The sequence below is a fragment of the Lentibacter algarum genome, from assembly GCF_018860975.1.
Lineage (GTDB): Bacteria > Pseudomonadota > Alphaproteobacteria > Rhodobacterales > Rhodobacteraceae > Lentibacter > Lentibacter algarum_A.
Window position 1 is genome coordinate 1 of the sequence record NZ_JAHKQI010000003.1, and the last position, 21,133, is coordinate 21,133.

Consider the following 21,133-nt stretch of genomic DNA (forward strand, 5'->3'; position numbering starts at 1 on the left):
TGGAGGGGGCATACCTCTTCAGCGCGCGGTTGGAGGGGGCAAACCTCTTCGGCGCGCGCTTGGAGGGGGCAGACCTCAGAAGCGCGTGCTTGGAGGGGGCAAACCTCGACAGCGCGCGGTTGGAGGGGGCAAGCCTCAGAAGCGCGCGCTTGGAGGGGGCAGACCTCAGAAGCGCGCGGTTGGAGGGGGCAAACCTCGACAGCGCGCGGTTGTACAGTTCCACAAATCTTACCGAAGCCTTGCTACGCGGAGCTTCGGTAAGATCTGTGGATGATACAACCATAAGGCATCTCGCGCCGTTTTTGCAGGATATGTTTGCTGACGGCTCTGTCACCTTGCCCAAAGGCACCGCCCGCCCCGCCCATTGGCCTGATTGGGAGCTTCCACCTTTGGGCGAACACAACTTCTACTCAGAACACCAAAAATGGCTGGCCGATCCTGACAACTACACCCCGCCGCCAAATCCGAACCCTTCGGACTAACCCGCACTATCTCCAACCGCCCTCTTGCGCTTTAGGCCAAGGTGGGCAATGTAATTACCAGTTCAAAACCGAGGATTCACATGGCACTTCCGATCCGCGATCAGGCGAAATACTGGGGTATCTCCGCGCTCGTTTTCTGCGTGGCGCTTTGGTATCTGGGCGATGTGATCCTGCCCTTCGTGCTCGGCGGAGCGATCGCTTACTTCCTTGATCCGGTCGCTGATAGGCTTGAAAAAATGGGCGCCTCGCGCGCCGTGGCCACCACCACGATCACCCTGACGGGGCTGCTGATCTTCGTCATACTGGCGCTTCTGGTCATTCCGGTCATGATCGAACAGGCCATATCCCTGTTCAACACCGCGCCGCAGTTGTTTGAGCAGTTGCAGGGCTTTCTTACCGAGCGCTTCCCTTCTCTTATGGACGAAAACAGCACCCTGCGTCATTCGCTGCTGACTGTCGGCGACAAAGTGCAGGAACGCGGCGGCGAGCTGCTGCAAACTGTGCTCTCCTCGGCTTGGTCGGTTGTTAACCTCGTGATGCTCATGGTGATCGTGCCGGTTGTGGCCTTTTACCTGCTCTATGATTGGGACAGAATGGTCGCAGCGATTGACGAAATGCTGCCGCGTGATCACGCCCCTGTTGTGCGCACACTCGCCAGCCAGATCGACGCGACGCTGGCCAGCTTCATCCGCGGCATGGGCACCGTCTGCATGATCCTCGGCGCTTACTACGCTATCGCGCTTATGGTGGTCGGGCTACAGTTTGGCCTGATCGTCGGCTTCATCGCCGGAATGCTGACATTCATCCCCTACCTCGGCGCAGTGCTTGGCGGCATCCTCGCCATCGGTTTGGCGCTGTTCCAGTTCTGGGGCGAGTGGTTCTCTCTGGCGGCGGTGGTGATCATCTTTGTCATCGGCCAAGTGATCGAGGGCAACGTGCTAACACCAAAACTGGTCGGCAAATCTGTCGGGCTGCACCCGGTCTGGCTGATTTTCGCGCTCTCTGTGTTTGGCACCCTGTTCGGCTTTGTCGGCATGCTGGTGGCTGTGCCCGTTGCAGCCGCGATCGGCGTATTCACACGCTTCTTTGCCCAGTCATACAAAGACAGCCGCCTCTACCGCGGCCTCACAGACACGCCCGAAACCGACTAATGCCCCAGCAACTTACCTTTGATCTGCCGAGCAAAACCGCGCTCGACCGCGACGACTTCTTTGTCTCGACAGCCAATATGGCGGCGGTGAGCATCGTTGACAACTGGGACAAAACCGTCTGGCGCACGCTCATGGTTGTCGGGCCGAAAGGCTCGGGCAAAACCCACCTCTGCCATGTCTGGAGCGCGCTCTCCGGTGCTCGTCACATTCAGGCGCGCGACCTCACTGAAAGCGATGTCCCCGTGCTCGCCACCCGCGCAGCCGTTGTGGAAGACATCCAAGAGATCGCCGCAATTCCCGAGGCCCAAACCGCGCTGTTTCACCTCTACAACATGTCAAAAGCCGAAGGCGGGTTTCTGATGATGACAGCCAATTGCGTGCCACAGCTGATGGGGCTAACCCTGCCCGACCTTACCAGCCGCCTGCACCAAGTGGGCATTGTCAATCTGCGAGAGCCCGACGACGCCCTGCTCTCGGCGGTGCTGATGAAACTTTTCGCCGACCGACAGCTAAACCCCAAGCCAGACGTGCTCCCCTACCTGGCACGCTACATGGACCGCAGCTTTGCTGCCGCCCACGAGCTTGTCGACGCCCTCGACAAAACCGCATTGGCCGAAGGCCGCGACGTAACCCGCAAGCTCGCCGGTGAGGTGCTGGCGGCAATGGATCAACTTTCGATCTGGCCGGAGTGACGCATCACTTTCAACCTCAGGTTTAATTTTTGGCCCGTTTTAGGGAAGCCATGCTATGCTGGCCGTGAGGCGCTCGCAGCAGACCAATGAGCACTATTTGTTGCGATACGCCGTAAACTTTCAAAGAGGGTTTGTTATGCTTGGATGGATTGGGAATACAATTACCACAGTTGTTACGACGGTTCGCGGCGTCTTTGGCGAGCGAGAAAACCCGCCGCCAGATGTCCCCCCAGAGTGCGAAGACGGCGAATGCCCCGCAGCGATTGCAGCTGCACGAGCCGCCCGCAGACAGGCCGAACTCGCCTGCGTTCATGCACAAGTGCATGTGGGAATCCTTGAATCCCTGATCAAAGCGCTCACACCAACTCTTGTTCACTTGGCGCTTCTGGTCGTTCTGGTGTTGGCGCTCGGGCCTTTGGGCCTTGTTGCCGCCTTGGGGGCTTACATGGCCTTGCTCGCATTGGTTCTGGCGTGGAGTCAGATCGCAGCAGGCGCACTTGCAAGCCTCGCCACGGCAGCCAGCGACTTTCAGCAAGCCCTAGACCTTGTCAGACAGGCTTGCTCACAGGCCTGCCTCGCGGTCTTGATCGACGAAATCTCTGATTTCACCCCCTGCAATGTAGCCTCGCCGCAAGACCTGCTGCGAAACGCTCCATTCAACGACTTGCTTGGTTTTTCCGACCGCTTCAACTGACCACGGCGCGCCGCACTCAAGGCTCACAAGCCGGATTGACAGGACCATTTGCGCTCGGTTTTCCACTTTCAAAGCTGTGGCAATTGCCCTAGACACGAGTCACTTCGGTCTGGGCAGAGAATGTCTGGATAATAGGGAACAACGGTGCGGCAGGTCTGCGACTTGCCAATTCCGTGACTGCCCCCGCAACTGTAAGCGGCGAGCAAAGTCGGAACATGTCACTTCTGTGTAACCCACAGGGGGAAGGCCCGATCAAGCATCGACCCGTGAGTCAGGAGACCTGCCGAGGTGATCACCCTGTCCGGACGCGGGACGCGTCATGGGCAACGGATCTTCCGTCGTGGTGGCATTTGCACCGCTGGCGGAGTCTCATCTTCCACCAGTTAGACCCAGGACAACCGCAACTGTTGCGGATGGAGGAAGACCTATGACACGCCACCTAATGGCATCCCTACTGGCGAGCACCGCCATACTGGCCCCCCCCGCTTTCGCTCAGGACGCCGCCTTTGATCTTGATCCGATCATTGTCGAGTCTTCGTCGCTCACACCTGTTGAGCAGGCTCGCACCGGCACGAATGTCGAAGTCCTCGAAGGCGAGGATGCAGGCTCAAATGACACCCGCGTGATTGACCGGCTGTCTCGCCTGCCGGGCGTCAACGTCAACAGCAACGGCGGTTTGGGCGGGGCCAGCTCGATACAGCTGCGCGGCCTGCCCTCACGTTATGTCGGCGTACGCGTCAACGGAATTGACGTGGCCGACCCGACAGGCCCACAGAACCAGTTCGACTTTGGCGGTTTCACCGCAGCAGGCATCGAACGTGTTGAGGTGCTCAAAGGCTCGCAATCGGCGATCTTTGGCTCCGAAGCGATCGCCGGTGTCGTCAACTTCTCGACGTTCAGGCCAACAGAGCTTGGCTTTTCAGGCAATATGAAGGCCGAGGCAGGCAGCTTTGACACTTACTCGGGCGCGCTCAACATCGGCCACAAAACCGAACAGGGCTTTGTTGCGCTCAGCTACGGACACATCAAGTCACAGGGCATCTCGTCACAGTCGTTCAACACTGAAAAAGACGGCTTTGAGCAGTCTACCCTGCATTTGACAGCTGAATATGCGATCTCCGACACCGTCACGATCGGCGGTGCCTTTCTCTACCGCGACGGCGAGGGCGAGTTTGACCGCTCCTCCTTCTCGCTTGATTCCACCGGAGAGTTTTTCAACCTCGAACACGGTGCGCGCGTTTACACCACCTTCGAAACCGGTGCCGTCACCCATACGCTGAGCTTTTCGTATTTTGACATTGATCGCAAAGACCCCGGCGGCTTTACCCCGCGTTTTCAAGGCAAGCGTCAGTCAGTGGCCTATCTTGGCAGCGCCTCGCTTGGCGCTAACGCGACACTTAACTTCGGCATCGACCACACCGAAGAGAAGATCAATGCCGGTGCCGCAGTCGGCTCGGAAGACAACACCAGCTTTACCGCCGAGCTGCTCTTCAGCCCCGGCGCGCAGTTCGACTTGTCAGCCGCGCTACGCTATGATGACAACTCGACATTCGGTGGGCAGGCAACCGGCCGCTTGAGCGCCGTCTATCATGCCCGCGAAGACCTCGCTTTGCGTGCCTCTGTCGGGTCGGGCTACAGGGCGCCCTCGCTCTACGAAAGGTTCAGCGCTTACGGCGACCCTGCCTTGCAGCCCGAAAAGAGCGTCAGCTACGAGCTTGGTGTCGAAAAGACATATGGCACACGCGGTTTTGTTAAAGCCACGCTGTTTCTCACCGATATCGATGACCTGATCGACTATGACTTCGCCGCGACAGTCTGCGGCAGCGGCTTTGGCTGCTACAATCAGGTGCCGGGCAAAACCACGTCCAAGGGCCTTGAACTTTCGGGTGAATACAAGATGTCCGAGCGGTATTCCTTCTATGGGGCCTATACCTATACCGACGCCAAAACCGAGGGCGTGCGCTTGGCGCGTACACCGCGGCATGATCTTGTGCTGGGTGTCAACGGCACCTTCACTGACAGGTTTTCGGGCTATCTGAATGTGCGCCATGCCGCCGATGTTTTGCCAAGTGCCTTTGCATCTGCGGGCAACAAAGTCGGAGACTATACTCTGGTCGGAGCAGGCTTGTCCTATGATCTGAGCGACACAGCCGAGGTCTTCCTGCGCGTCGACAACTTGCTTGATGAGGACTACGAAACCGCATCGGGCTACAATCAGCCGGGCCGCTCGGTCTTTGTTGGACTTCGTGCTGACTTTTAAGCAAATCAAGGCTCTTGCCGCGCGCATCTCTTTGGTGTGCGCGGTGAGCTGTTCTGCCGCCGTCAGCGGCGCGTTGGCTGATGCCCCGCAGCGGGTCGTGTCAATGAACCTCTGCACCGATCAACTGGCAATGTTGCTCGCCGCCAAGGGGCAGCTTCTGTCGGTTTCCCAGATATCGCTGGACAGCCATGTTTCACCCATGGCCAAAGAGGCCGCCAACTATCGCATCAATTACGGGCAAGCCGAGGATATATTCCTGATGCAGCCCGATCTGGTGTTGGCGGGCGAGTATACGCCGCGCTCTACTGTCAATATGCTGCGCGGGTTGGGCATCCGTGTCGAGATTTTTTCAATCACAACAACGCTGGACGGGGTGACAAGCCAGCTCGCCAAAATGGGCGCCCTCTTGCACCGCGAGGCAGAGGCCGAAAGGATGATCACCGATTTTGAGGCGCGCCGCGCCGCTCTGGCAACAGACAGCGAAACACCCCCCAGTGCGATCTTCTATTACGCCAACGGCTTCACGTCCGGCCGCGGTTCAATGGCAAATGAAGTCCTTGAACTGGCCGGGTTCAGCAATGCCGCGATCGCCGCCGGATATGACAGCGGGCGCAAAATGCCGCTTGAGGTGCTGGCGCTCACCGATCCCGACCTGGTGATCACGTCAACGGCTTACCCCGGCGGCTCACGGGCCGAAGACATCCTGCAGCATCCGGCCGTTAAAGCCCTGCAGCGCGGCCGCGCGGCCACAGCCGTAACCGACCATGACTGGGTCTGCGGCACGCCTTTCGTAATGCGCGCCGCCGAAAAACTGGCCACCCTGCGCCACAGCATGAACAAGGTGCAGCCATGAAGCGGGGCTTGTTACCCGGGCTTGGGCTGGCCATTGTGCTGCTGTTTGCGGCCTCTCTGCTGATCGGGCCCGCCCAGCTCAGCATCGCGGACAGCCTGTCTGGCTTGATGGCAGGCGACGACAGCCCCGTTGCGCTGGTGATGCGCGAAATCCGCTTGCCCCGCGCCCTGCTGGCTCTGCTGATCGGTGCCAGCCTCGGGCTTGCAGGGGCGGCCATGCAAGGCTACCTGCGCAACCCGCTTGCCGAGCCGGGGCTGATCGGCGTCTCCGCCTCTGCCGCCTTGGGAGCCGTGATCGCGATCCAAAGCGGTTTTGCCGCCGCCTTCGTGCTCGGGCTTCCGCTGGCCGCTTTGGCGGGCGCCTTGGCAGCCGTGCTGCTGGTGATGGCCCTCGCAGGCCCGGGCGGCACATCCCTCACACTGATCCTCGCCGGTATCGCAGTCTCGGCGCTGGCCTCCGCACTGACTTCACTGGTGCTGAACCTGTCACCCAACCCCTTTGCAGCCAGTGAAATCGTCTTCTGGATGATGGGCTCGCTTGAAGACCGCTCGATGATCCATGTCTGGATCGCCCTGCCCTTCATGGCTCTGGGGCTTTTGCTGCTCGGCACCTTGGGCCGTGGCCTCGACGCGCTGACACTTGGTGAAGACGCCGCACAGGCGATGGGCATCCAAGTCAGCCGGCTTAGGCTACAGCTGGTGTTCGGCACGGCCTGCGTTGTCGGAGCAGGCACAGCCGTCGCCGGAGCGATCGGCTTTGTCGGGCTGGTTGTGCCGCATATTTTGCGGCCCTTCGTTGGGGCGCACCCGTCGCGTCTGCTCTGGGCCTCGGCCCTCGGCGGCGCAGTGATGGTGCTCACCGCCGACATCGCCACCCGCGTAATCCTGCCCGACCGCGACCTGAAACTCGGCGTGCTGACAGCTCTGGTCGGCGCACCGCTGTTCTTGCACCTGATCCTCAAATTGCGAAAGGAACGCCTGTGAACGCGCTTTCGCTGTCAGGTTTGTCAGTCACATTGCAACGCCGCACGGTGCTGCGTGACGTGAGTTTTGATATCAAACCCGGAGAGTTTGTCGGCCTGATCGGGGCCAATGGCGCTGGTAAGACAACCCTCATGCGCGCCATCCTTGGCCTGCAAGCGCACCAGGGCCATAGCAGCCTCGCCCAACTGCCGCAAAACGCGCGCGCCGGACAGGCAGCATGGATGCCGCAAATGCGTGAAATCGCATGGCCGATCACAGTCGAATCTGTGGTGATGCTGGGGCGCACGCCGCACCTGAGCGCTCTCCAGAAGCCAAGCGCCGATGATACTGAACACGTCGAGGCCGCCCTCGCGCGCATGGAACTCACCGCAATGCGCCACCGCCCCGCAACGCAGCTATCAGGCGGCGAACAGGCCCGCGTGCTGATCGCACGTGCGCTGGCCCAAGACACGCCGCTGCTGCTGGCAGACGAGCCCATCGCCGGGCTTGACCCCGCGCACCAGATCGCCACGATGCAGACATTCGCAGAGCTTGCACATCAGGGCAAATCACTGCTGGTGTCACTGCACGACCTCGGGCTCGCAGCGCGTCACTGCTCGCGTTTGATCCTGTTGGACAACGGCAGCGTGGCAGCCGACGGCCGGCCCGAAGACGTGCTATCAGCCGAAAGGCTGGCGGCGGTGTTTGGCATTACGGCTTGGTGCGAGCACACCGAGCAAGGCCTTGTCTACCAGCCTCTGGATGTGATCCGATGACGCATATGGCAGACGGCGCAACAAAAGGACAAACAACATGGGCATGACAGAATTGTTCTCGTTTCTCGAACGTGGGGGTGCGGCCCTTTGGGTGATTGCGCTGCTTTCGGTTCTGACGCTGGCGATCATCCTTTGGAAAAGCTGGCGGCTCTGGCGCCTCGGCGCTTGGGCGGGCGCGCGCACCGAGGCCGCGCTTGGCGACTGGTGCAATGGCCGCCGCGACAAAGCCGTCAACGCCCTGTCAGGCCTGCGCAGCCTGCGCGCCATGCTGGCGCATACGGCAATGTGCAACCACCAAAGCGAACACCTGAGTGACGCCAAAGCCCGCGAGGAAACGACCCGCGTTGCCAAGTCCTTGCTGCGTGACGCGCGCGCGGGGCTTCGCGCACTTGAGCTGATCGCCACCATTGCGCCGCTGGTCGGGCTTCTGGGCACAGTGCTTGGCATGATCTCGGCATTTCAAGCCCTGCAAACCAGCGGCAATCAGGCCGATCCTTCTGTGCTGGCCGGCGGCATCTGGGAAGCACTTCTGACAACTGCGGCGGGCATGGCCGTGGCAATTCCGGCCTCAATGGCACTGACATGGATCGAGAGCGTCACCGACCGCGCGCAGGCCGATATGGAAGATGCCGCCACGCGTATCTTCACCGCGCCGGAGCCGACACCAACGCTCAAGGTTAACCACGGCTGATGTTTGCCTTCGCACCCTCCCGTGTGCGCCGAAAGCCGGCGCTGACACCGCTGATCGACGTGGTGTTCCTGCTCTTGGTGTTCTTTATGCTGGCAGCCCAGTTCGGGCGTGAAACCGCAGTTGATATGGCTGGCGGTGCTGGTGTCAGTGACTACTCCGGCCCGCCGCGCCTGATCACACTCCTGCCTGACGGGCTCTTGCTGAACGGCGCTGTGCAGTCCGAGGCAGAGCTGGCGCAGGCGCTTTTGTCTCTCACCGACAGCCCCGACGACGCGATCTTGCTGCGCGCCCGCGATGGCGCCGATGTGCAACGGCTGACAGACATCGCACAACGCCTGACAGCCGCTGGCTTCACCCGCCTGATGCTGGTGGAGTGAGCGATGGATTTCTCGCAGCCCAAACAACGCCGCCAGTCAGAACCGGCCTTGCCGATGATCAACGTGGTGTTTTTGCTGCTGATTTTCTTTCTGATGAGTGCCCAAATCGTCGCCCCTCCACCGATAGATGTGCAGCCGCCGCTGGCACAGCATGGCGCAGCTTTGCCGGACGACTTGCGCCTGCATATCGCCGCTGACGGCGCCTTTGCTCTGGATGATTTGCGCGGCCCTGCCGTCTGGGAGATGCTGGCTTTAACACCAGCGCCAGCCAAAACCGCAGTGCTGGTGCGCGCCGATGCCACCCTGCCTGCGGCCACGCTGGCCTCCGCCCTCTCCCGCCTCTCTGCGCTCGGCTATGAACAAGTGCAACTCACGACGGCCCCGAAATGACCCGCGCTGGCGAATTCGCCGCCTTCTTCGGCCTCGCCGCTTTGGTGCATGTCGGGCTGTTTGCCCAGTTCGGTCAGTCCGGCGCGCAGTCGCAGGGCGAAGCGGGGCAGGCAAGCGTGTCGCTGATGACAAGCCCGGCCGATATGACCGCCCGGGTTGCCGAGTGGACACGCCCTGTCGAGGCGATGCAAGATCTGCCCGAGGCGCTCGCCCCTCTCAACGCCGCGCAGACATCGGCTCAGCCGCTCGCTCCCTTGCCCACGCCCCCTGCGATGAAACCGCATCAGACCACGCCCCTAGCGGCCCCCACCGAGGGCCATGTGCAACTTGATACCCAAAGCGCGACACCTACTGTTGCCGCCCTCGCACCCGACACCTCAAAGCGCCCGAAAACACGGCCAGCGCCCGCAGCAAAACCGCGGCGCAGCCAGCCTGCCTCTTCGGCCCCCGCAAAGCAGAAGGCCTCAGGCGGGCAAACAGGCCAGAACGCAGGCAACACAGCCGTCACCCGTAGCGCTACACTTTCCAAGGCCAAGCGCAGAAACTTGATGGCCCAATGGGGCGCATCCATACGCAACCGTATTGAACGCCAGAAGCGCTACCCCTCCGGCACCAATGCCAGCGGAACCACCGTGTTACGCATCGTTGTTTCAAAGGCAGGCCGCGTGGTCGGCGTTTCTCTCGCCAAGTCTTCAGGCAACCGTAAACTCGACCAAGCCGCAATCAGAGCGGTCAAAAGGGCCAGATTAACCGCCGCGCCCAAAGGCCTCTCCGCGGCGCAGTTCAAGTTCAATCTGCCGGTTGCCTTCAGCAAAAAGTAGCGGCGCGCGCCCCTAGACATTATCGTGCGCGGAGCGCATTATCATTTGTCGTCATAATACTGATACATTCCAAAGCAATAAGGCTGAAGATGACCGAAGCTAATTTCCTCCTAGCGCCCTTTCCTGCGCCGCAAGAGCTGCCTGACCTTGATCTCGCAGGGCCCGGCCGGTTTGTGAACCGCGAGCTAAGCTGGCTTGGTTTTAACTGGCGGGTTTTGGAAGAAGCCGAGAACCCCCGCGTGCCCCTGCTTGAACGTCTCAGGTTTGTCTCGATCTCGGCCACCAACCTCGACGAGTTTTACACCGTGCGCGTCGCCGGCCTGCGCGAGTTGGTCAATGAAGGCGTGAGCACACCCGCCACTGACGGGCTTAGCCCCGCCGAGCAACTGGTGCTGATCAACGAGAACGCGCGCAAACTTCTGCTGCGCCAACAGGACGCATTTGCCGACCTTACTGAAGAAATGAGCACAGCAGGCATTCACCTCGTCGAGCGCACCGAGCTGACAGATGAAGACAAAGCCGTGCTGCATGCGGTCTTCCTTGAGCAAGTCTTCCCCGTGCTCTCGCCCTTGGCGATCGATCCGGCACACCCCTTCCCGTTCATCCCCAACACCGGTTTTGCCCTCGCGCTTGAGCTCGAAAACCTCCGCGACAAACGCAAACTGCAAGCACTCCTGCCGATTCCGCAGCAGATCAACCGCTTTGTGCAACTGCCTGCGCCCGACGGCCAGCAACGCTACTTGCCGCTGGAAGAACTGCTGCTTGAGCACCTCCCCAGCCTGTTCCCCGGCTTCAAACTCAAAGGCGCCTGCGCCTTTCGCATCCTGCGCGACAGTGACCTTGAGGTTGAAGACGAAGCCGAAGACCTCGTGCGCGAGTTCGAGACAGCCCTCAAGCGCCGCCGCCGTGGCGAAGTCGTGCGCCTCACCATCAGCGCAAACGCCCCCGCACGCCTGCTCTCGATGATCAAACGCGAGCTGCACGTCACCGGAGACGAGATCGTCGAGATCGACGGCACCATCGGCCTTGCCGACCTCTCCGAGCTGGTGCGCGACGAAAAACCCGATCTCCTCTGGCCTTCCTTCAGCCCCCGCGTCCCCGAACGGGTGCAAGACCATGAGGGCGACATGTTCGCCGCCATCCAGCAAAAAGACATGCTGCTGCACCACCCCTACGAAACGTTTGACATGGTCATCCGCTTCCTCGCCCAAGCCGCACGCGACCCCGACGTCGTCGCCATCAAACAAACGCTCTATCGCACGTCAAACGACAGCCCGATCGTCTCGGCCCTCTGTGAAGCTGCCGAAAACGGCAAGTCCGTCACTGCCCTCGTCGAGCTGAAAGCCCGCTTTGATGAAGCCGCCAACATCCGCCAGTCGCGCCGCCTCGAGCGCGCAGGCGCACATGTGGTCTACGGGTTTCTCAACCTCAAAACCCACTGCAAAATCAGCACCGTCGTGCGCCGCGAAGGTGACAAGCTCGTCACCTATACGCACTACGGCACCGGCAACTATCACCCCATCACCGCGCGCATCTACACCGACCTCTCGCTGTTCACCTGCGACGCCGCCCTGGGGCGTGACGCCACCAAAGTGTTCAACTACCTCTCAGGCTACGTCGAACCCGCCGCGCTCGAAAACCTCGCCATCTCGCCGATCTCCCTCAAGCCGAAACTGCTTGAGATGATCGAGGCCGAAATCGAACACGCCCGCGCCGGAAAACCCGCCGAAATCTGGGCCAAAATGAACTCGCTCACCGAGCCGGAAGTCATCGACGCGCTCTACCGCGCCTCTGGCGAGGGCGTCAAAATATCCCTCGTCATCCGCGGCATCTGTAGCCTGCGCCCCGGCGTCATCGGCCTCTCCGAGAACATCCGCGTCAAATCCATCGTTGGCCGCTTTCTCGAGCATTCGCGCATCGTCTGCTTTGGCAATGGCCACGGGTTGCCGCACAAAAAGGCCCGCGTCTTTATGTCGTCAGCCGACTGGATGGGCCGCAACCTCAACCGCCGCGTCGAAACCCTGATCGAGATCACCAACGCCACGGTGAAGGCGCAAATTACCTCGCAAGTCATGGCCGCAAACATGGCCGACACCGCCCAAAGCTGGGTCATGGCCCCCGACGGCAGCTTCACCCGCACGCACCTCCCCGAAGGCACGTTTTCCTTTAACTGTCACAAGTTCTTTATGGAAAACCCGTCGCTGTCAGGCCGCGGCTCCGCAGGCGCCTCCGACGTACCCAAACTCACCCACGCCGAAGACTGAGCAGCCCCGCCCCCGCCCCGTGGAAGGGCGTTTCCGGTAGACACGGAAAGGGCCAGACAAAGCGAACTTTCATTGCTCTAAGCGAGACGTTCGACAGTTTTTTCGCGCCAGTTCCAGGACCTACAACTTATTCAATATTTGATCCGAAACGGGGTGGCGGAACTGCTCTTTCCCGTTCGCCACGCGTTCTTGCGGAAACGTCAAACGGATCGATCTATGGTTTGGAACACGGATTTTCTACTGCCAGATATTCGCCTGCCGGAATCTGAAGAATGTCTTTGATACCGATGGCGGCCTTGTCATTGGGCCCGAGTTTGTCGAGTGCCGATTGCAAAGCCAGCAGGATCGCTGCGGCATCATTCCGCAAAGCCGTGATGAAGGACAGTGCAGGTGTTGAGGGGTGAGAGTCCAGCCAAGGACCTTCAGGTTCTGCGCGAAGCCATCGTACCGTTGCATATGTGTCCATGATTGCGCGTCAAGTGCTGCAATGTCGGCCTTGCCTTCTGCAACCATCCACCCGGACGCGATATATCCATAGGACTGAATGCTATTTTCAAAGGTGAAGCCTGCGGTCTGCGCGTGATTCAAGGGCGCTGCAAAGCCGGGCAAATGGGCCTGCTAGCTAGGCTCGCACATGCATCGGCGGCGCGGCGATACCGGTCACAGGCTGGCACCAAGACTTTCAAGAGTGGCCTGCATTTCTGCGTCAATCTCAACCCCATTGCGGGCTGTATGTGCTCGGGTTTGATGGCGTCTTTCACCGGGCGCGCGGGTGCCTTCCTCGGATGTCATTGCCGATATCATAGCCTCAATCCGAGCGATGTGATCGGTCTGCCCCAACCCATCAGCGCGGATTGCGATGATCGTCTGACCCAACTTTGGTGGCCCACCTGCGTCATCGCCAAGCGAGGATGCCTCAAAAGACCAATGCGCCCCGGTCAACCCCGCAGCCAACACTTCGACCATCAGCGCAAGCGCGGCCCCCTTGTGCCCCCCCGCTGGTGCGATGGAACCTGCCATCCCGGCATTTGGATCAGTGGTTGGCTGCCCCTCAGCGTCCAACGCCCAGTTGGGTGGGATGGCATCACCTGCCGCCGCTGCGTTCGCGAGGTTCACAAATGCGGTGGCCGAAGAGGAACTGTCAATAACAAGAGGATCACACCTACGTGGCGCCGCAAACGACCACGGGTTGGTGCCAAAGAAGGGTGTCTTGCCCCCCCATGGGGCCATGGTGGAAGACGCATTGGCGAACATGATCGCCATTAGGCCCTCACGCGCCAATATATCGGTAAAGTATCCCAGCACGCCGCAGGCATAGGCATTGGTGATTCCCATCAAGGCGATGCCTTGATCGTTTGCTGCTTTGATCAACGCGGGTTTTCCCGCCTCAAACGCGGGGTGGGCGAACCCGTCAGCCGCGTCGACGGCTACCATTCCGGGGGCGGGGTGGCTGACGCGCGGCACCGCATCACCAAGGATCTTGCCGACCTTAAGGTGCTGGCAGTAGTATGGCAGATACCCCAGACCAATGCCGCGCGTGCCCTCCCCCTCTGCTGCGCGAATAGAACGCGCAACGGCTGCGGCCTGTTCGGGTGCCGCGCCGCACGCGATGAGGGCTTGCTGGCTTACGCGCTCGACATCGTCCATTGTCAGTATCTTGGTCATGTTTTTCCTAGAGTTACTCATTTCTTGCGAAACCCGCCGCCATAATCGCTTGCGTCATTCACCGACCCACCCGTCGGCAACGCCCCTTCGCTAAGATACCGTTCGTGGCATCGCTCAAGGGCCTTTTGATCCAGCGTAACGCCAAGACCCGGCCCATCCGGCACACGCACAACGCCGTTCTTCAGAACAAAAGGACCGCCTTCGATCACATCATCCGCATACCAGCGAAACAGCGTCTGGCTAGCACCGCGCACATGTTCGATCGCAGCTGTCAGATGCAGGTAGGCGGCACTTGCGATACCGGTTTCGCCCGAATGGAACCGAAACCCAACATCATATGCTGAACAAGCAGCGATGAAACGCTGCGTGCCCGCAATACCGCCATGTTCATTCACGTTGGTCACTATGGCATCGGGTGCACCCGATCGCACAGCCGCCGGAAGATCAATCATGTGGCTGGACAGTGCGCAGGCAACGTGGGGGCGCAACGCGGCCAGATCAGCATAGCCTTCGCAAGGCTCTTCGAACCATGAAATATCGTAGGCCTCAAACTGAGGCACAGCGTGGCGGGCTGTGGCCAACGTCCATGTACCGTTGGCATCAAGTTGCAGGGGAAGATCGCCAATTGCTGCACGGACCTCGCGCACCATGTGCAGCTCTTCGCTTAGGTCAACGGTGCCGACCTTGCCTTCAAAGACTGTCGAGCCGTGATCTTCGATCATCCGCGCACAATAGTTGGCGACCTGCGCGGGCGTAGCCTCGCCCGCGTGATCAGCGCCGGGCAAGCGATAGCTAAAGTATTCGGTCAGCGGTATATCGTGGCGAACGGCTCCTCCCAGCAAACGGAAGAGGGGTTGCCCCTCGGTCTTGCCGCGCGCATCCCACATTGCCATTTCAATGCCTCCGAAGACACGGCGCGCACCAAGGATATTACCCCATGGCGTATAGCGCATCTGTGGCACACACATGTGCTCCGCCGGTGCAACGTCGCGCACATCCCACCCGATCAGACGGGCACCCATCGCCATCACATCAGTGGCGCGGTCCCCATCCGCGCATTCCCCAAGGCCAACAACACCATCCTCGGTCTCGACCTCGATAACGGTTTTGGTCAGCGAAGCGATACTACCGTAGCTAAACCGGTAGGGTGCGCGAAATGGAATATTGACAGGCGTAGCCCGTACGGCAGCAATTTTCATTGGGATCTTTCGATGAGGAGAAGAACGGGCCCTCAGGAAAAACCTGCAGGCCCGTATACTCGTTTCGGATCAGCGGTCTAGCCAGACCGCTTCTAGATGCATCTCGCGTAACGGATGGCGTTTGTACCCTTTGACCGCGTCGGTATGGTGCATCGCCAATTCGCGCCAATAGGGCTGAACAATCACGCCGCTATCTTGCAACATCTTTTCCAGCTCTGCCATCAGCGGACGTCGCTTTTCAGGATCGAATATCCCCAATGCCTCGCTCAGTTTCGCATCGAAATCCGGGTTGGCATGTGCGCTCTCGTTCCACGCCGCGCCGGATTTATAGGCCAGAGCATAGATTTGAACACCCAAAGGCCTGCCCCCCCATGAGGTTGTTGAGAACGGATAATTCGTCCAGTCATTCCAGAAAGTCGCACCGGGCAAAGTGCGGCGGCTCACCTCGAACCCTGCATCGCGCAGTTGCGCGGCAGTTGCGTCGGCAAAATCGCGCAATTCACCTTCGTCTATTGAAATCAATTCGATCTCGCCGCTGAAACCACTGTCATCCAACATCTGTTTTGCAATGGCCACGTCAGTTGGTGGTCGCGGTACGTTCGCATATTCGGGATGAACAGGCGCGACATGGTGATTGTCCGCCACAGAACCAAGACCAGCAATCGCCAGTTCCAGTAATACCTCGTTGTCCACCGCGCGTTGGACCGCGTTACGCAACATCTGGTTGTCAAATGGCGCCTGCTCTGTATTCATTCGTGCCACTGCAGTCGTCGCAGTCAAAGCGACGGCGCGCTTCAGGCCCAACGCATTGAAAGCTTCCTCAGAGTTACTCTGGGTTTCGTCATTCATATCTATTTCTTCGGACTCGAAAGATGCCAAGAAGGCGGCATCGTCGTTACCCAGATCAACGAACTCCAATCCATCAAGCAAGGCTTCGCCGCCCCACCACTTGCCATCTTCGCGCCGTTTCAGAACGGCCTTGTCGCCGACGCCAAAGGACACCAGTTCGAATGCGCCCGTACCGATTGGTTCGTCCTGCAACTGGCCACCAAAGGAAGAATGCACACAAAGCGCCGGGTAGTCACCAAACGATGGGATAAGTGAGATATCAGGTTTGAAAAGGTTCAACTGGACTGTGTAGTCGTCGATCTTCACTACCGCGTTTTCTGCGGCAGATGTCGCTTCTCCTTCGCGTAGGGCCGCCAGACGTGCAGCCATAGAGTTCCCTTCCATCGTACTGTCTGACATACGGCGAATGTTGAAAACCACGTCGTCTGCGGTGAAGGGGTCGCCGTTGTTCCAAACCGCGTTGCGACGCACATTGAGAGTGTAAGTCAAGGCATCGTCGCTAACCTCCCAGCTCTCCAGAAGTGAAGGGGAAAAGCTGCCATCCGGCTCCCAACGCACTAATGGCTCACAAATCTGTCGTGCAACATTTGCCTTTTGCGGCCAGTCATATGTGCGTGGATCGTTGATATCGAGTATCTGCTGACCGATGCGTAATATGCCGCCCTTCTTGCTCTCTTCTGCATGCGCGGGGGCCGCAAGGCCAATCATACTGTAGGCTCCTGCGGAGCTGACACTCAGGATGCTGGCCATTGCCAGGAATTCGCGGCGGTCCAGCTTTCCGGCCTTTACGTCCGCCGCCATCTTTGCGACGCGCTGTTTTTTCTTGTCTGTCATTTTCACACTCCTAGTTGCTGTTCAGATTATTGGTCGCCCTTAAATCATGCGGGTTTGCAGTCTTTCGTCGAAGGAATAGTTCGACATGCGCAGGGCACCTGTTTCGTGGATCAAAAATTGGTCTTCTAGTTTCACTCCTTCGTTCGATTTGTCCCAGCCGATGTAACTTTCGATGCAGATGATCATGCCCGGTTCCAGCTTGCCCTCCAATGGATAGGTTCCATCGGATGTATCGTGGTGCGGAATGTTTGGAAATTCACCCGCCATCCCCAAACCATGGCCAACACAATAGTAGCGGCTTTGCAGATGTTCTTCCGGCACGTTCCATGCCTTCTCCGCGAGCTCACGGTATTCCACATGGGGTCGCAACAGTTCTGCGTTCCATTCAAGTTGCTCACGTGCACGAGCATAGAGCAGCTTTTGATCAACGGTTGCGCGACCATTGCCGCACAGGAAGGTACGCGAAAAGTCGACGGCATAATTTTCAAATGCCACAGCGTCGGTGTCGAGGCACAGCAGATCACCTTTTTGCAACACCCGTCCGCCAGCTTCCTGAAAGTAGGGAAACGTATTTGGCCCGCTTTGAAACAAACGGGTCGAGGCGTATTGCCCTTCCTTGGCCATCAAGGAGTAGTGAAATTCAGCCCATGTTTCGACTTCGGTTTTGTCTGGCTCGGCCTTGTTTTCAAGCCGGGCAACTCCTTCTTCCACCCGCCGCATCGCTTCCATTACATAAGGTAGCTCGATTTCCTGCTTGATGGAGCGCGTCAAGCTCAGTGGTTCCAGCGCGTCGCGCACTTCAAAGCCTTTCGCGCGTAGCGCGTCAACGGCTTGGTATGGAAGGCGGTCTATATGGATCGTATCAATAGCAGTATCGTGATCGCGCACTAAGCTAGTAATATCGGCAGCAAACCGTGCAGACGCACTTGCCATGTCACCGCCAGAACTGACGTAGTCGAGCCCTTCTGCCTTGTGAATGTCCGTGATCGTCGGCAGGCCCTGTGCAAGATGAACGCCGCCGACATGATCAAACAGAACAGAGGGGCCGTCCTGAAAAAGCAGTAGATAGCGCGCAGGCGTGCGTGTGCTCCACAACTGCATGTTAGACGCACCTGTAGCATAAAATATCTGGTTCGGGTCGCACACGAGCATAACGGCGACGTTGTGCATGCGCATCCCTTCGCGCACATGCGCCAAACGGGAAAGATACAGCGCATGTCGCCCACCATGGAGTTCAGCAGCGTTCAATCGAGGGATGTCATCCAATTCCATACGTAACCATAATCACAATTTGATACCGAACAAATTGACAATTATTCCGTTTCAGTTTCACTTTAAGTAAAAGAGGAGAGACGATGCGCAATGCGCCTTCCATGACAGGCCTACGGGCTTTTGACGCCGTTTTACGGCATGGGACCCTGTCAGGTGCCGCACGAGAATTATGTGTCACGCCAGCAGCTATCAGCCATCGGCTGCGCGCATTAGAAAGCGCCAGCGGTCAGGCGCTTGTCTATCGAGAGGGTGGCAAGTTCTTCGGTACCGAAGTAGGGCTGTCCATCAGGGCAGCCCTTGGTGATGCCTTTGAAAGAATACGCCGCGCAGACGGCATACTAAGTGAAAACAAGAGTAAAACGCTGACGGTCTCGGTTTCATATTCCTTTGGCGTGATGTGGTTGATCCCGCATCTGTATGCATTCGAGCGCCTTCATCCAAACATCGATCTTTACATTCAGCCCTCTCATGACCCGCTGTCTGCACATGGGTGTGATGTGGTCATTGCACATCTGGAAGGCCGACCACCACACGGGGAATGGACACATCTGTTTGACGACCATCGCGCAGTGATGTGCCAACCCTCGCATCCGTTCTTGGCGCAAGACAGCTTTGAACTAAGCGATATTCTGGCCGAAGACCTTTTGCATGTTGTCTTTCGCCGCAATGAACATTCGGGTGAATTTACTTGGCAGGAATGGGCTGCAGCAAAGGGCCTTGGAGCGCCACCGATATCAATCGCTGGACAAGTTACGGCCGAACATTTGGCTGTCGAGATGATCCAGCATCGGTTGAGCTTTGCACTGGTCACGACAAAAACTGTTGCTGACTATGTGGGTGATGGCCGATTGGCGGTGGTTGCTGGCAGTGTAGTGGGCACGGATTATTCGTATTGGGGGGCGGTTGTGGCGCAGGACCCAAGCCCTAACCGTTTGGCAAACCAGTTCATCGAATGGGTGCAAGCAAGCCTTGCTGATACCGATGTCGTAGCCCGATAAGCAGTTCGCGTACTGCTGTTCTTGTTACTGCTGAGTATTGAAACTGGACGTTGGAGCCAGTGGTTCGAACGTCCGCATCTTGCGCATCGCAACACTGATAAAATAGCGAGCGCAGTGACATTCCAAAACTCTCTGGTTAGGAAGAAAGATAACGATTTTACCTAAGAGGTTTGGCATGAAGATCGAAATCCGACTAACCGAGGGCACTTGGATATTTGACGATTCCGACCCGCTTGGTCCGCCGGGCGGTTTCGGCGAAGTGTTCCGTGGAAGCGGGGAATGCGGCCCTGTCGCCGTCAAACGGCTAATGCTGACTGCAGACGCTGCGGCTCATCGGGAACTTACACTGGGTGCAACGCTTTCGTCACGAACGCTAACTAACGTTGTGCCGGTGCTGGACTACGGTCAGGATGCACAATCAGATCGCTATTTTCTTGTAATGCCCATATGCGACTATAGCTTGGAACAGCACTTGGTAGGCCGTGAAACGCTTGAGTGGAGCGAAATAAGCAACGTAACGGCTGATGTTATTGATGGTCTCATGGAAGTTGGCGATATTGTTCACCGTGACTTAAAGCCAGGGAACATACTCTGGCACGATGGTCGGTGGAAAATCGCTGATTTTGGGATCGCCAAGTTCGTGGAAAACAGTACTTCACTGCAAACACTGAAAACATCTCTCACTCCGCAATACGCCGCTCCGGAGCAATGGCTTATGATGCGTTCTACCTCTGCAACAGATGTTTATGCGTTAGCATGTATCGTGCAAGAGATGATCGTTGGAGATCCACCGTTTACAGGTGATTTCGACGCCATCCGGGATGGACACCTGCGTGGACAACCAGAAAGAATGCCGAATGCAAGTGCTCGGATTAATGGTCTAGTCCGCTCGATGCTGCGCAAGGCACAAGACGGGAGACCATCTCTCCAAAGATGTAAGGACATTATTACATCGGCGCAGACTGATGTCGAAGCTACCGCCAAAAATGCCCTAGCGGAAGCTGGGCTTCAGATTGCGACCCAACAGGCCGAAGATGATGCGAAGCGATTGGAGGAAGAGACGCGAATATTATCGATCAAACAACAAGGCGACGAAGCCGCCGATGAACTCCTTCTGATACTGAATAGAATGTTTGACACGATTACAGACTCATCTGAAGCCGCCAACAGACCGTACTCAACAGCCCCATCCGTATGTCTTGGACCTGCTGAATTGTCATTTGAGATTCCCAACAATCCTCCACGCGTTCATTTGGAAGGATCTGGTTGGACCGTCTATGCGTTCTCGCAAATCAAGCTTCGATGCGACATTGAGAGGGTGTCTTATTCCGACGAAAGCGAATACACAATTTCGGCATCATTGGTCTATGCGAAGCGGCCAAATGACAGTGACTTTAGGTGGTTCGAAATATCATTTTGGGCTATGAACAGTAGTTTCTGGAAACAGCCAGTCGCGCTCTCTCCAAACGACCGAAACTTCGATGTCGCGCTCTCGACCACCATGGGTGTGTTTTCGGCGGCATTTGGTCCCCATTCGATAGATGCAGAAGATGAACAATCTTTTCACGACCGCTGGGTCGGCCTATTTGCAAGGGGGGCGTCAGGAAAACTTCGCCCGCCCCAACAAATGCCGCCTCCCTCCACTTTTTTCTCTGACTCATAGACCCTTTTCAAGGAGGTCAAAGTAATTTTTGGGAGTTTGGAAATTTAGACGGGTCCACCGTGTTGATCTGGATAGGACCGTTCGACTTAAAACAAATGTCGGTTTTCGGCGCATCGCCGCCCTCTATTCGAGGTGCAGCATTCGGTAGTCTGGGCTCAAAGCCGCCGTTCGCTGCGCAACAGAAACCCCGATCTCAGCCGCCGTTAACCACCCTTTATTTCTCAAACTGTGCATACGCAT

20 protein-coding genes and 1 riboswitch are annotated in these 21,133 nt (G+C 58.3%); of the genes, 15 read left to right on the forward strand and 5 right to left on the reverse strand.

Features of this window, described 5'->3' with window-relative positions; translation table 11 throughout:
* From KO498_RS02620 to KO498_RS02680, 13 genes are all read left to right on the forward strand, one after another.
* A partial coding sequence (locus KO498_RS02620) for a pentapeptide repeat-containing protein (RefSeq protein WP_215958332.1) occupies positions 1–482 on the forward strand: 482 nt, incomplete at its 5' end.
* An 80-nt stretch (positions 483–562) separates the two neighbouring features.
* Positions 563–1,633, forward strand: coding sequence for an AI-2E family transporter (locus KO498_RS02625; RefSeq protein ID WP_215958333.1), 1,071 nt, complete (start codon positions 563–565; stop codon positions 1,631–1,633).
* Positions 1,633–2,325 (forward strand): DnaA ATPase domain-containing protein, encoded by a 693-nt coding sequence (locus KO498_RS02630; protein ID WP_215958334.1) that lies wholly within the window; start codon positions 1,633–1,635, stop codon positions 2,323–2,325. Before KO498_RS02625 ends, KO498_RS02630 begins: the two co-directional genes overlap by 1 nt.
* Positions 2,326–2,461: 136 nt before the next feature.
* Entirely contained in the window at positions 2,462–3,019 is a 558-nt protein-coding gene (locus tag KO498_RS02635; protein ID WP_215958335.1) for a hypothetical protein, read from the forward strand.
* Between the two features lie 88 nt (positions 3,020–3,107).
* Positions 3,108–3,321: riboswitch (cobalamin riboswitch) on the forward strand.
* Positions 3,322–3,446: 125 nt separating this feature from the next.
* The gene (locus KO498_RS02640) at positions 3,447–5,279 is read left to right on the forward strand and encodes a TonB-dependent receptor plug domain-containing protein (protein WP_215958336.1); all 1,833 of its coding nucleotides are present in this window, start codon (positions 3,447–3,449) and stop codon (positions 5,277–5,279) included.
* 43 nt (positions 5,280–5,322) lie between these two features.
* Positions 5,323–6,132 carry an ABC transporter substrate-binding protein gene (locus tag KO498_RS02645; RefSeq protein ID WP_354667609.1) on the forward strand — a complete coding sequence of 270 codons (810 nt, stop codon included), beginning with the start codon at positions 5,323–5,325 and terminating at the stop codon, positions 6,130–6,132.
* Positions 6,129–7,115 (forward strand): FecCD family ABC transporter permease, encoded by a 987-nt coding sequence (locus tag KO498_RS02650; protein WP_215958338.1) that lies wholly within the window; start codon positions 6,129–6,131, stop codon positions 7,113–7,115. Before KO498_RS02645 ends, KO498_RS02650 begins: the two co-directional genes overlap by 4 nt.
* Positions 7,112–7,870 (forward strand): ABC transporter ATP-binding protein, encoded by a 759-nt coding sequence (locus KO498_RS02655; RefSeq protein WP_215958339.1) that lies wholly within the window; start codon positions 7,112–7,114, stop codon positions 7,868–7,870. The genes KO498_RS02650 and KO498_RS02655 overlap by 4 nt, the downstream gene beginning before the upstream one ends.
* A 37-nt stretch (positions 7,871–7,907) precedes the next feature.
* A complete protein-coding gene (locus KO498_RS02660; protein ID WP_252731241.1) occupies positions 7,908–8,561 on the forward strand; it encodes a MotA/TolQ/ExbB proton channel family protein in 654 nt (217 codons plus the stop codon).
* Complete coding sequence (locus KO498_RS02665) at positions 8,561–8,938, forward strand: ExbD/TolR family protein (RefSeq protein ID WP_215958340.1); 378 nt, start codon at positions 8,561–8,563, stop codon at positions 8,936–8,938. Before KO498_RS02660 ends, KO498_RS02665 begins: the two co-directional genes overlap by 1 nt.
* A 3-nt stretch (positions 8,939–8,941) precedes the next feature.
* Positions 8,942–9,328, forward strand: coding sequence for an ExbD/TolR family protein (locus KO498_RS02670; RefSeq protein ID WP_215958341.1), 387 nt, complete (start codon positions 8,942–8,944; stop codon positions 9,326–9,328).
* Positions 9,325–10,149 carry a TonB family protein gene (locus KO498_RS02675; RefSeq protein WP_215958342.1) on the forward strand — a complete coding sequence of 275 codons (825 nt, stop codon included), beginning with the start codon at positions 9,325–9,327 and terminating at the stop codon, positions 10,147–10,149. The genes KO498_RS02670 and KO498_RS02675 overlap by 4 nt, the downstream gene beginning before the upstream one ends.
* An 89-nt stretch (positions 10,150–10,238) precedes the next feature.
* Entirely contained in the window at positions 10,239–12,413 is a 2,175-nt protein-coding gene (locus tag KO498_RS02680) for an RNA degradosome polyphosphate kinase (protein ID WP_215958343.1), read from the forward strand.
* 214 nt (positions 12,414–12,627) lie between these two features.
* On the opposite strand, the gene KO498_RS02685 is transcribed toward KO498_RS02680, so the two are convergent.
* The 5 genes from KO498_RS02685 to KO498_RS02705 all read right to left on the reverse strand — a co-directional run bounded on the left by KO498_RS02685 (position 12,628) and on the right by KO498_RS02705 (position 18,232).
* A complete protein-coding gene (locus KO498_RS02685) occupies positions 12,628–12,879 on the reverse strand; it encodes a hypothetical protein (protein WP_215958344.1) in 252 nt (83 codons plus the stop codon).
* Between the two features lie 194 nt (positions 12,880–13,073).
* Complete coding sequence (locus KO498_RS02690) at positions 13,074–14,078, reverse strand: Ldh family oxidoreductase (RefSeq protein WP_215958345.1); 1,005 nt, start codon at positions 14,076–14,078, stop codon at positions 13,074–13,076.
* Positions 14,079–14,095: 17 nt separating this feature from the next.
* Positions 14,096–15,277 carry a mandelate racemase/muconate lactonizing enzyme family protein gene (locus tag KO498_RS02695; RefSeq protein WP_215958346.1) on the reverse strand — a complete coding sequence of 394 codons (1,182 nt, stop codon included), beginning with the start codon at positions 15,275–15,277 and terminating at the stop codon, positions 14,096–14,098.
* 69 nt (positions 15,278–15,346) lie between these two features.
* On the reverse strand, positions 15,347–16,960 hold the full coding sequence (locus KO498_RS02700) for an ABC transporter substrate-binding protein (RefSeq protein ID WP_215958347.1): 1,614 nt from the start codon (positions 16,958–16,960) through the stop codon (positions 15,347–15,349).
* A 39-nt stretch (positions 16,961–16,999) separates the two neighbouring features.
* Positions 17,000–18,232, reverse strand: coding sequence for a M24 family metallopeptidase (locus KO498_RS02705; protein WP_215958348.1), 1,233 nt, complete (start codon positions 18,230–18,232; stop codon positions 17,000–17,002).
* An 83-nt stretch (positions 18,233–18,315) separates the two neighbouring features.
* Between KO498_RS02705 and KO498_RS02710 the strand changes: the two genes are divergently transcribed.
* A complete protein-coding gene (locus tag KO498_RS02710) occupies positions 18,316–19,230 on the forward strand; it encodes a LysR substrate-binding domain-containing protein (protein ID WP_215958349.1) in 915 nt (304 codons plus the stop codon).
* 175 nt (positions 19,231–19,405) lie between these two features.
* Entirely contained in the window at positions 19,406–20,893 is a 1,488-nt protein-coding gene (locus KO498_RS02715) for a serine/threonine-protein kinase (protein ID WP_215958350.1), read from the forward strand.
* Positions 20,894–21,133: the final 240 nt, after the last annotated feature.